This is a genomic window from Streptomyces kurssanovii (assembly GCF_040677245.1).
GTDB classification, from domain to species: domain Bacteria; phylum Actinomycetota; class Actinomycetes; order Streptomycetales; family Streptomycetaceae; genus Streptomyces; species Streptomyces kurssanovii.
Window position 1 is genome coordinate 53,745 of the sequence record NZ_JBFAQK010000009.1, and the last position, 11,173, is coordinate 64,917.

10 protein-coding genes and 2 pseudogenes are annotated in these 11,173 nt (G+C 68.8%); 6 read left to right on the top strand and 6 right to left on the bottom strand.

Annotated features, from left to right (window positions below):
- The first annotated feature begins 10 nt into the window (after positions 1 to 10).
- Together AB0K36_RS09880 and AB0K36_RS09885 are read left to right on the top strand one after the other, a co-directional pair.
- Entirely contained in the window at positions 11 to 847 is an 837-nt protein-coding gene (locus AB0K36_RS09880) for a hypothetical protein (RefSeq protein ID WP_364590830.1), read from the top strand.
- A pseudogene (locus tag AB0K36_RS09885) lies at positions 844 to 2,077 on the top strand (lytic transglycosylase domain-containing protein). Before AB0K36_RS09880 ends, AB0K36_RS09885 begins: the two are co-directional and overlap by 4 nt.
- On the opposite strand, the gene AB0K36_RS09890 reads toward AB0K36_RS09885, so the two are convergent.
- Complete coding sequence (locus tag AB0K36_RS09890) at positions 2,066 to 3,136, bottom strand: ATP-dependent DNA ligase (RefSeq protein WP_364590833.1); 1,071 nt, start codon at positions 3,134 to 3,136, stop codon at positions 2,066 to 2,068. The pseudogene AB0K36_RS09885 and the gene AB0K36_RS09890 overlap by 12 nt on opposite strands.
- A 54-nt stretch (positions 3,137 to 3,190) precedes the next feature.
- Between AB0K36_RS09890 and ligD the strand changes: the two genes are divergently transcribed.
- Positions 3,191 to 4,204: a non-homologous end-joining DNA ligase gene (gene ligD, locus AB0K36_RS09895; protein WP_364590836.1), complete on the top strand. Its 1,014-nt coding sequence runs from the start codon at positions 3,191 to 3,193 to the stop codon at positions 4,202 to 4,204.
- A 58-nt stretch (positions 4,205 to 4,262) separates the two neighbouring features.
- Here ligD and AB0K36_RS09900 read toward each other — a convergent pair whose 3' ends face one another.
- The 3 genes from AB0K36_RS09900 to AB0K36_RS09910 all read right to left on the bottom strand — a co-directional run bounded on the left by AB0K36_RS09900 (position 4,263) and on the right by AB0K36_RS09910 (position 6,877).
- The gene (locus tag AB0K36_RS09900; RefSeq protein ID WP_364590839.1) at positions 4,263 to 4,850 is read right to left on the bottom strand and encodes a DUF2867 domain-containing protein; all 588 of its coding nucleotides are present in this window, start codon (positions 4,848 to 4,850) and stop codon (positions 4,263 to 4,265) included.
- Entirely contained in the window at positions 4,847 to 5,389 is a 543-nt protein-coding gene (locus tag AB0K36_RS09905) for a TetR/AcrR family transcriptional regulator (RefSeq protein ID WP_435877822.1), read from the bottom strand. The genes AB0K36_RS09900 and AB0K36_RS09905 overlap by 4 nt, the downstream gene beginning before the upstream one ends.
- A 1,002-nt stretch (positions 5,390 to 6,391) precedes the next feature.
- Positions 6,392 to 6,877 (bottom strand): hypothetical protein, encoded by a 486-nt coding sequence (locus tag AB0K36_RS09910; protein WP_364590845.1) that lies wholly within the window; start codon positions 6,875 to 6,877, stop codon positions 6,392 to 6,394.
- A 731-nt stretch (positions 6,878 to 7,608) separates the two neighbouring features.
- Between AB0K36_RS09910 and AB0K36_RS09915 the strand changes: the two genes are divergently transcribed.
- The 3 genes and pseudogenes from AB0K36_RS09915 to AB0K36_RS09925 all read left to right on the top strand — a co-directional run.
- Positions 7,609 to 8,073 (top strand): DUF5958 family protein, encoded by a 465-nt coding sequence (locus AB0K36_RS09915; protein ID WP_364590848.1) that lies wholly within the window; start codon positions 7,609 to 7,611, stop codon positions 8,071 to 8,073.
- A 250-nt stretch (positions 8,074 to 8,323) separates the two neighbouring features.
- The gene (locus AB0K36_RS09920; RefSeq protein ID WP_364590851.1) at positions 8,324 to 8,905 is read left to right on the top strand and encodes a S1 RNA-binding domain-containing protein; all 582 of its coding nucleotides are present in this window, start codon (positions 8,324 to 8,326) and stop codon (positions 8,903 to 8,905) included.
- Positions 8,906 to 8,975: 70 nt separating this feature from the next.
- Positions 8,976 to 9,260: pseudogene (locus AB0K36_RS09925) on the top strand (transposase); the annotation flags it as partial.
- 289 nt (positions 9,261 to 9,549) lie between these two features.
- Here the strand turns inward: AB0K36_RS09925 and AB0K36_RS09930 are convergent.
- Both AB0K36_RS09930 and AB0K36_RS09935 read right to left on the bottom strand, forming a co-directional pair.
- The gene (locus tag AB0K36_RS09930) at positions 9,550 to 10,035 is read right to left on the bottom strand and encodes a WapI family immunity protein (RefSeq protein WP_364590854.1); all 486 of its coding nucleotides are present in this window, start codon (positions 10,033 to 10,035) and stop codon (positions 9,550 to 9,552) included.
- A 487-nt stretch (positions 10,036 to 10,522) separates the two neighbouring features.
- Positions 10,523 to 10,732, bottom strand: coding sequence for a hypothetical protein (locus AB0K36_RS09935; RefSeq protein WP_364590857.1), 210 nt, complete (start codon positions 10,730 to 10,732; stop codon positions 10,523 to 10,525).
- Between the last annotated feature and the right edge of the window lie 441 nt (positions 10,733 to 11,173).

Consider the following 11,173-nt stretch of genomic DNA (forward strand, 5'->3'; position numbering starts at 1 on the left):
GACTCCCGACATGTCGACGACCCGGCACCTCATCAACAGACAGCGCCGGCTTGCCGGCGCCGCCTCGCGCACCGCCGGCCCCACGGCCGCGCCGCCGTCCGGCGATGCGACGACGTCGGACCAGGACCGGGAGCGGGCCCCCGCCCGCGACGCCGGCCGGGCGGGCGGCAAACGGGCCCAGAGCAGGACAACCGCCGCCGTGAAAGGGTCACTTGGCAAGGCACCCGCCGCGGTGAAAGGGACACCCGGCAAGGCACGCGCCGCCGTGAAGGGGACACCCGGCCGTGCGGAACCGGACGGCGGAAGCCCCTCGCGCGGGGCGCGGGCCCGCCGCGCCGGACCGCCGGCCGTCCTCGCCGTGCTGACCCTCCTCCTCGGCGGCTTCGCCGCCTTCGCCGCCGATCGCGCGGCCGACCTGCGCGACCGGCCCGCCGCGCGCAACACGGCCCTCACCGACATCGCCCGCACCAGCGAGGTCAAGGGACAGGTCACCACGGCCGTCGAAGCCGTCTTCTCCTACAACTTCGCCGACGCGGGCGCCCTCGACCAGGCCGCGAAGACCCACCTGACCGGCCGCGCGGTCCAGCAGCACGGCGAGATGCTCGCGACCGTCGTCAAGGAAGGCCCGAAGCAGAAGCTGGTGCTGACCACCACCGTCACCGCGAGCGGCGTGGAACAGATCGCCAAGGACCGGGCCCGTGTCCTCGTCTACGCCGACCAGAGCAACACGCGCACCGCGGCCAAGGAAGAGACGACGTACGCCGCCGCCATGCTCGCCGTGGACGCCGTTCACGAGGACGGCACCTGGCGCATCGCCGGCATCGACACCTTCGGGTCCGGCTCATGAGGCCCGGCAGGAGGCGGCTGCGGCGGGGACTGGCCGGGACCGCGGCGGCCGTCGCCGCCATGACGGCGCTCACCGCCTCGCAGGCGCCCGGACTCGTACCGCCCCTTCCGACCGCGGACGGGAACAGCGCTGCGGACGCCGGTACCTGGCCGGTCACACCCAACGACGACTCGTACCACGTGGAGCTGCCGCCGCTGCCCGTGCCGGTCCCGCCCGCGCCGGTACCCGGCTCCGGACCGGCCGTACAGGTGGACCCGGTCCGCGCCGAGTCGGGCATCCCCGCCACCGTCCTCGCCGCCTACCGCGGCGCCGAGGCCCGGATCGGGCGCAGCGATCCCGGCTGCCGGCTGCCGTGGCAACTGCTCGCCGCCATCGGCAAGGTGGAGTCCGGGCAGGCCTCCGGCGGCCGTGTCGACGCCGCAGGCACCACGCTCTCGCCGATCCTGGGCCCGGTCCTCGACGGCAACGGCTTCGCGCACATCGCCGACACCGACAACGGCGCCTGGGACGGCGACATCCGGTACGACCGTGCGGTGGGGCCGATGCAGTTCATACCGTCCACCTGGGCGAACTGGGGTCAGGACGCGAACGGCGACGGCCGCAGGGACCCCAACAACATCCACGACGCCGCGCTCGCCGCCGGCCGCTATCTCTGTGCGGGCGAGCGGAGCCTCGCGGTCAAGGCCCATCTCGACCGGGCGATCCTCAGCTACAACCACTCGCGGGAATATCTGCGGACGGTGCTCGCCTGGCTCGACTTCTACCGCAAGGGTGTCCATCCGGTGGCGGACGGCCGGGGGGGTGCTCCCCACCAGCCCGGGCGCCGGCGGCGGCACACCGGCCGAGCGGCCCGTCGGCGACGGCGGCGACGACGGGGGAGAGGGCGGTGGCGAGATCATCATCGGGCCGCCGGGCGGTCCGCCCGCCCCGGTGCCCACGCCGACCCGAGACCCCGCTCCCCGGCCGCGTCCGAGCGTGCCCGGCCCGGATCCGTCGCCCGACCCCTCGCCGGACCCGTCGCCGGATCCCTCCCCGGACCCGAGCCCCGACCCCTCACCGGACCCGTCCCCCGATCCGTCACCCGACCCCGGTCCCTCCGACCCGGACTGCCCCACGCAGTCCCCGTCGCCGTCCGAGCCGCCGGGCGAGTCACCGGCTCCGCCCGTCACACCGCCGCCCGGCCCGAGCGACGGCCCGGCTCCCGGCGACGACCCCTGCTCACCCGCCTGACGGCGGCAGCACCTGGGCCAGGTCGTAGCTCACCGGCTCCTCCAGTTGCGCGTACGTGCAACTGGAGGGGTCCCGGTCCGGGCGCCACCGCCGGAACTGCGCGGTGTGCCGGAAACGGTCGCCCTCCATGTGGTCGTAGGCCACCTCCACCACCCGCTCGGGCCGCAAAGCCACCCAGGACAGGTCCTTCTTGCCCGACCAGCGGCTCGGCGCGCCGGGCAGCCGGGCGCTCGCATGGGCGCTCTCCTCCGCCCACGCGGCCCACGGATGACCGTCCACCGGGTCCATCAGCAGCGGCTCCAGCTCCGCCACCAGCTCCTCGCGCCGCTTCATCGAGAACGCCGCGCAGACGCCGACGTGCTGGAGCGACCCCGAGTCGTCGAACAACCCGAGCAGCAGCGAACCCACGACCGGGCCGCTCTTGTGGAAGCGGTAGCCGGCGACGACGACATCGGCGGTGCGCTCGTGCTTGACCTTGTACATCAGCCGGGTGTCCGGCCGGTACGGCAGGTCCAGCGGCTTGGCGACGACCCCGTCGAGCCCCGCCCCCTCGTACTGGTCGAACCACTGCTGCGCGACCTCGGTGTCGGTGGTCGTCGGCGTGAGGTGGACCGGCGGCCGGGTGTTCGCGAGGGCCTCCTCGAGCCGTTCCCGGCGGGCCCTGAACGGGGCGTCCATGAGCGACTCGTCGCCCAGCGCGAGCACGTCGAAGGCGACGAAGCTGGCCGGTGTCCGCTCGGCGAGCATCCGCACCCGGGAGTCCGCGGGGTGGATACGCTCCGTGAGCCGGTCGAAGTCCAGCCGCCCTTCGTGCGCGATGACGATCTCCCCGTCGATGACGCAGCGCGCGGGCAGATTGTCCGAGAGCGAGGCCACCAGCTCCGGGAAGTACCTGGTGAGCGGCTTGCCGGTGCGGGATCCGATGACCAGCTCGTCGCCGTCACGGTGCACGATCGCCCGGAAGCCGTCCCATTTGGCCTCGTAGTGCATTCCCGGCGGAATCTTCTTGACGGCCTTGGCGAGCATCGGCTTCACGGGCGGCATCACGGGCAGATCCATAGGTCGATTCTGCCCGATATGCGGCATAACCGTGCTCGGCCTACCGTGGCCCACATGGGTGCAGCGGTGGAACTGGAAGCAGGCGGGCGGACCGTACGGCTGTCCAATCCGGACAAGATCTACTTCCCCGCGCGGGGCTTCACCAAGCTGGACGTGGCCCAGTACTACCTGTCCGTCGGGCCCGGCATCCTGCGCGCGCTGCGCGACCGGCCCACCACCCTCGAACGCTACCCGGAGGGTGTGGAGGGCGAGTCCTTCTTCCAGAAGCGCGCCCCCAAGTACCTCCCCGACTGGATCCCGACCGCCCACATCTCCTTCCCCAGCGGTCGCACCGCGGACGAGATCTGCCCCACCGAGGTCGCCGCCGTGATCTGGGCCGCCAACCTCGGCACGCTGCCGTTCCATCCGTGGCCCGTGCGCAGGAACGCCGTCGACCACCCCGACGAGCTGCGCATCGACCTTGACCCGCAGCCCGGCACCGACTTCAAGGACGCCGTCAAGGCCGCCCTCGAACTGCGCCCCCTGCTGGAGGAGCACGGCCTGCGCGGCTGGCCCAAGACCTCGGGGGGCCGCGGCGTCCACGTCTTCGTGCCGATCGAACCCCGCTGGGAGTTCACCGGAGTGCGCCGCGCCGCCATCGCCGCGGCCAGAGAGCTGGAGCGGCGGATGCCGGGCCGGGTCACCACGGCCTGGTGGAAGGAGGAGCGCGGCGAGCGGATCTTCGTCGACTACAACCAGACCGCCCGCGACCGCACGATCGCGTCCGCGTACTCCGTACGCCCGAACCCGAAGGCGCTCGTGTCCGCCCCGCTGCGCTGGGACGAACTCGAGGACGTGTCGCCCTTGGACTTCGACCTCGCCACGATGCCCGGGCGGTTCGCCGAACTGGGGGACGTGCACGCCGACATGGACGACCACGCGTTCTCGCTGGACAGCCTGCTGGAGCTGTCGCGCAAGGACGAGCGCGACCACGGGCTGAGCGACCTGCCGTATCCGCCGGACTATCCGAAGATGCCGGGGGAGCCGAAGCGGGTGCAGCCGAGCCGCGCGAAGAAGCCGGCGGGCTGAGCCGGCGCACGCGCCGGGCCCGGCCGCCGCCTTCTGCCCCCTGCCCGGCGGTGGGGCGTCACGGCTGCGGCGCCGACTCGAGCCATTCGCGCCCGATACCGCGCATCAGCGGCGGGTAGACGAGCAGGTGCCGGAAGGGCGCGATCGCCGCCATGTACGCCTTGCCGAACAGCCCGTTGGGCTTCACCAGCACGGCCATCTGACCGCGGTAACCACCGGAGCCGTCCGGGACCCAGCTCAGGTGCATCACCCCGTGCATGGTCCGGTTGGCCATTTCCGCCGCCCACTCGTCGTCCGTCAGGTAGACCGACGTGAAGGGCAGGAGGTCGAACTCCGGCCCGGTCCGGCCGTCGCGCAGATCCTGTGGCAGCCGGTCACGCAAGGTCGGAACCCGGGAGCCCACCCCCGACTTCGGATTGTCCCAGCCGAGCAGCTTCCCGAGCTTCCAGCGGATCGCGAAGAGCGTGCGGGCAACCCGCGAGGGATTGTCCGAGGTGTCTCCCACGGACATGTTCCGCACCAGTCGCGGGAAGTCGTCGGGGCCGCCGGGTGTCGGCAGTGCCCAGACGTCGTAGAGGCGGAAGTCGTCCGCGATCTCGTGTATCCGCCACGGGCGGGACGTGTGCGCGGTGTCGGGGAGCTTCACGAGTGTGTCTCCTTCGGTGCGGCGGCGTACGAGGGGTACATGGCACGGGGATCGAGCCCGAGGGCGCCGGCAGCGGCTGCGGCCACGAGCGCCGCGTCTTGCGGGACTTGGCCGGCCAGAGCGATGGACGTGCCTTCGATCGCGCCGATGTAGGCGAGTGCGACGTCCCTGGCCGGGGGTCCGTCGGGAATTGACCCCGCCTCGCGTCCGGCCTCGACGAAGCCGACGCAGGTGCCGGTGAGCGCGTGGTAGCCCTTCTCCACCTCGTGCGCGATCGGATGGTCCTGCCCGGAGAACTCCAGGCGCAGCGCCATCGCCACGCGGGCGATGTCGCGACGGCAGAAGACGGTGTGGGCGCGCGCGAGCGTGAGCAGCGCCGCGACCGGATCCGACTCCTGCTCGACCTGGCGGCCGACCTCCTGCTCCCAGGTGTCCAGAACCCACTGGAGTGCGGCCAGCGCCAGGTCCTGCTTGTCCTTGAACTGGTGGTAGAGCGCGCCCCGCGTGTATCCGGCCTCTCTGGCCACCTGCTCGAGCACGAGGTTGCTGTAGCCGTAACGGGACAGCCCCCGAGCGGCCGACTCCAGAAGCGCATTGCGCGTGCGTTCCCGGCGCTCGGCCTGCGTGGAACGACGTGGGCTCGGGGGGTCCCCTCCGCCTGACCGGCTTGGTCCGTCCTCACATACATGCATGTACGTATCTTACCGAGGGCTCGGCAGCTGTCCGCGCGCGCCCCTGTTCCGGAGCCGTTGGTGCACGTCAGGACGTTGAGGCGGGGGTCCACCGGCACCGCCTGCCCGCCTGCCAGGCGGTCGGGACGACGCCGGTGCCCTTGTCGCCGGCGCGTCGCGACAGCCCGGCGACGCCGCGGCCGGCCGGCCCGACGCTGGTCCGGCAGCGGCGTGGTGGAGAGGGGATGACCGAACATCCGGCTCGCATGCGGCACGGGATGCCTGGACGGGGCCAGGTATCACGCAGAAGGCCCCGGTCCGTTGACCTGGGGCCTTCTGGGTGGAGCGCAATACGGGGTTCGACCCGCGCTCAGCTTGGGAATCACCGCGCTTCTGGACGTAGTTGGCGAGCCGACCAGCGGCAACGGGTGCCAGGCCAAAGCTTTGAGCCCTCCCTGGCACCCGCTGTTGACCGTGGCACACCGGCCTGTCGGGCATGGATCCGGCACGCCTTCTGCTCGGTAGCTCTAGCCGGATCGGTCAACGACGGCCATACCGGCCGCGCCGAGACTCCCGAACAGCCGTGCAACCCCGAACGCGCGTCGTGACTCCTGGAGTCGTGACGTCTGAACGCCACGTCCACGGGCTTGGGGGGCGGCGGTGCGGCGGGAAGCCGGAACCGCTGCGGGCGAACGGACGGCGCCGTAGACCCCGTCGAGGCCGTAGGAGACGAGCTCCTCGCCCGTGGCCATGTCGAGGAAGGTGTGGCCGACTTCCTCGCCCACCGCCCTGGCCTGCACCGAGCCGTCGCCGGACGGTACGATCACCAGAATCTGCGGGAATCACGGTACATGGGTCTCACTACCACGCCTATCGATCTAATTCGGAATGCACCGCGCTTTGCATAAATCTCACACTGTTCCTAAGGTCGCTATTTTCGTCGCGCAAACGAGTTCGTAACGTGTCAACATAGGGCGGGTCGGTCTCCCTTTCGTAGGTACTCGCGAGCGATCTAATTTCCCGAAAGTGTTCGATGATGCTTCTCGCCATGGACAGGATTTCTCTACTTGTAGATTCAAGCTCCATCTGTGAATAAAGATCCTCCAGCCTTTCAATGCTGGCAGGAATTCCCTCATACCTGCCGCCCGTACGGTCGTACAGTCGAATGTACTCTTTCGCCGTGAGCAGGAATTGCGTGTATAAATCTCGGCGGTGTGCCCAAAGGGCCTGCTCTCTCTGGGCACTGAAACTCTTCTCTGGTTGCCGCATCGTTGCGCTATGCGCCATCATGCCCGCGATTATCGCGGCTCCGGCGCCGATGGCTGCGACAAGCAGTGCCACTTCTGTCTCAGTCACGAGTCCAGATTCTTCCAGAAGCCGCGCCGAGCGGTCAGGGTCCCGGTAGAGCGGTCAGGGTCCCGGTAGAGATTTCAGCGGTAATCGGCGGCCCTCCCCCGACGGTCCTCGGAGATCACCGCCTGCCGGCTCGACGAGCTCACCGCAACTGCGGGCGGCCCGGCTAGGTGCCATCGCCGACCTGGCCTTCGTCGGTCTCGACGACAGCGGCCCGGACGCCGACCCGATCGTGATCACCGGCTACAAGGCCCCCGAAACCGGCCCCTGACCCGATGACAGCAACGGTCCGACAAGGCGCCGCCGCGATCCGGGCGCCGGTCGAGTACAGCTTCGCGCACCTGCAGAACTGGCGGGTCCTGGGGAAGGTCCGAACCGACCCGAAGTGGGCGACTGTCCTGGTGGAGGCCCTGCTGGTCCTGACGAACCGCGAAGTCTCCCGAGGGCTGACGATCCTTACGGACGGCATCCGCCCGCGACCAGCCCGAGCATGGAGAACTCCGGACACACCAGAGCCGTGACCTGCAACTTCACGATGCACACTGCTCAATGGGCCAAGGTCACCCGTGATGCCCCTCCGGCCAACCGCTGTTGAGCTGGTTACACACCTGTCGGGCACCGAAACGGGCAGGGAGGGGCACGTCGAACACGCAATACCTGCCGCCCACAGGCATCGTAGGCGTACCGTCGGCCAAAATCGCATGGGGGTGGAGGCTTTGCTGTACGCACACGAGGTGATCCTGAATGAACTCGCGCAAGGGCTGCGATCGACGGCTGAGGGCGTCGAGTGGTTCGAGAGCCTGCCGGAGGGCGACCAGCGGAAGACCCTGCACGCTCTGGTGCTGTTCTGCGGGCAGGCCCGCGCACGCGAGGAGGATGTGCCAGAGAGCATCGCTCTCTCTGGCATCCGGCCCACCCACACCCCTGCGGTGATGCTCACGAAGTGGCGCTTCGGGATGGAAGACCTTCCGGCCTATGAACTCACGAAGTCATTTCGCCTGCTCGTCGCCCTCTTCAGCATCGCGGACACCCGCAGACGAACGCTGTACTGCGCCGGCGGGTGTAGTCACGAGTGGCACAATCTGTCACGCCGCCACAAGAAGGCACCTAGAGATGGTTGTTGCCTCGTGCTCCGGCAGGATCCGAACCGCCGACACTCGCTTTTGCACGTTCGATCGGCGTTCGGTTGGGCCGTGTAGTTCGGCGGTGATGTGGCCCATGCAGGGGCCTGCAAGTGTGCTGGCGTCCAGCACGACTGATGCCACCTGCGGAGGTCAGCCTCACGCGCACCTAGTGCCGGCTTCGTCGAGCAGTGAGGGCATGCCCGGAAGGCCGTGGACTTGTCCGGGCGATCAAGGTGTCGGCGGCTGAGGCACGGCGGGACTGCGGACGGTCGCTTCAGCCTGAGGACATGGCTGGCGCATGAGGTCGTGTGCCAGGGTGGCGGATATGGATTGGCAGTCTGAGAGCCCGGAACTCTGGGCGTTCCTGGAGTCCCTGCACCGCGGCGACATCCTGTCCGGCACCGTCGCGGCGATCGAACGGTTCGGGGTCTTCGTAGCCCTGGACGACGGGCCTGGCCATCCCACCCTGCCCGGTGTCGGGTTCATCGTCATCCCCGAACTGTCGTGGCGGCACATCGATGCTCCCACCGATGTTGTCCAAGTAGGGCAGCGAATCTCGTGCGAGTTCCTCCAGTTCGACACCTTCAACGCGGAGGCCAGACTGTCTCTGAAGGCACTGAAGCCCGACCCCCTCAAGGCTTTCGCCGACCGCACAGTGATGGGCCAGGAACTCCGTGGGACGGTTGAGAAGGTGCTTCCCATCGGCATCTTCGTCGACCTTGGGGACGGGGTTTTCGGTCTGGTCCCCTTCAGAGAGGTCCACGGCCGGCCTGCGGCAAGTCCGGGAGAGGACTTCGAGGTCGGGGAGGAGATCGCTGTCGTCGTCGCGGAAATCGAGCGGCAAACCCGACGGGTGTTCCTCTCCAGGCCAGGGAGCGCCCAGCACGCAGGTGTCGTGCCCACGTGACAGCCCCAGTTCCCGAGTCGTTGATGTGAGCATGGGGCGGGGCGATCTGACGGATGCCAAGTGGTAACGTCTGCGGCCGTTCGTGCCGGTCAGCAATAGGCGTTGTGGCAGATGACGGGATCACCGGCAGGTGATCGACGGGATTCTGCACCGGGTACGGACCGGGGTGCAGTGGTGTGACCTGCCCCAGAGATTCGGACCGTGGAAGACCGTCTTTGAACGCCACCGCCTGTGGTCGGCCGACGGGACCTGGAAGCGTCTGCTCCAGCAGGTCCAGGCCGCAGCGGATGCAGCAGGCGAGATCGACTGGGACATCTCTGTCGACTCCACCATTGTCCGCGCACCAGCCCGCGCTGATGAAGTAGTGACGGTGGTTCGCACGTAGGTGGGTCAGAACGGTCTGTACGCCTCCGGAGAGGTATCGGGCGGCAGGGAGCGTGCGAACAGCACGTACACAGGGCCATACGGTGTTTCGGTCTGCAAGCTCTCCCACTGGTCGAGTTCGTGTACGCAGTACCGGCGGAGGAGGTCGCGAAACTGATCAAACTCCAGGTCGGACAGAGGGCCGTCAGGCCGGGCGGGAGAGTCCATGGCGTGCAGGTTAATGCTCCGCCGGTGGAGTCCGGTCTCGCCAGGTGGCTGGATCAGCGGGGTGGAAGAGGAGCCAGAGAGAGGTCCCACTGGTCAGCTGCGTAAAGCAGCGCTGGGGCGTCCAACCTGACCTCCACAACGTACTGGTAGATGTCAGCCCCGTCATCACCCTGTTGCCACGGGGGTGCCGCCTCGAGGGACAGATGAACGCGAATCACCGCCGCCCCGTCCTCGCTTCGATTGGCGAGGCTGAAAGCCACGACCGGCTCGATGAACCACGTGTCCGGCGACAGCTCACCTTCGGCATCTGGTTCGGTGACGTCCACCGTCCCCGCGGCCACCGCGCGCAACCAGGCGGACACCTGGCGGGCCTCATCGGTGAGCAGACACGGATCGGCGAAGGACCAGTTTCCCTCAGGAGTCATCACCGTGCCGTCAATGACCAGCCAGTTGTCGTCGTACGAGTCGCCCCCCACCGTGGCGAACTGATAGCGCACTGGGCGGAGGTCGACACTGCTGGAGAGATCGTTCAGGAGCACTGGTCGAGGATGTCATGCGCCGGCCAGCGGGACGGACTGCGCCATCCAGCCCAGGAGCACGCGCCAGAGCGCCGCCCCGGACTCCGTTTCGGAGACAATCCCGACCTCTGTCAGACGGTCTTCTCGATGGACTCCTGCCCACGAGTAGCGTGAGCACCGCCAGAGCCGGTCCCACCAGCCCTTTGACCTGCAGCTTCAGGTTGGCGGAAGCTCACTGAGGTACACCGCAACAGCCAGCCCGGTCTCTTCAAGTCTCCAGCAGAGGCTGATAGTAGGACGGCACCCTCAGGAAGTGGCACGGTCACGCGCGGCGAAGCCATCTCGCCCCGCAGTCCCGTGCGGCAACCGGATCCAGCGCGCTTGGATGGAAGACGTCGTATGCGGATGCCCGCCCACCTGCGGGGGACTGACCTGGGCATGTGTGTCGGTGACCCTGCACTTCCCCGCTCGTTCCCCGGCTGATCGGGCACGCCTCGGGCCTTGCGGGTTACGTCAAGGCGATGATGACTTGGCCGGCCATGACGGCTGCGAGTACGCCGCAGGTGAGCTGTACCGTAATCGGCGTGAGCAGCCGGTTCACCCCGACATTGTCCGCGAGGTAGCCATGTACCCGCCATGCGGAGTCCTGGACGTTGCAGGCCACCGCCAGCATCGCCGCTCCCACGACCAGATCGAACCCCACTGCTGCCCAGCTCATCCCGGCCCCTCCCGCTCGTATCGGCTCATGATGCCTTGGGGATTTGAGCCGGCCCGCTGAGGTCGGTGGAGTCTCAATGACCGACGGCCTGCCGCCATCGTGGGGGTCACGAGGCGTTCTGGCCAGCGGATTGCTGTTCCACAGATGGACCACGACCGGCTGAGCAGCCTTCTGGGAGTCCGGAGAACGAGTTCTCCTGGGCCTCCGGGTTTTCGGGGGCGCGCTGTTGGTGCGGGTTGCCCGACTCTGGGGTCTCTGGGGCGCCTCGGGGGCCGAAGCTTCCCCTGGGCCTCTGCTCCGGGCCGCCAGACCATCCAGGGCTGATCGTCAACGCCGTTGAGCATCGCGATCTCCGGGCCGACGAGTTCGCTCCCGGTGGGGTGCAACTGGATGGAGCCGGTCATGAGGTCGACCTTGAGTCCGCGGGGTGAGGACGCGGAG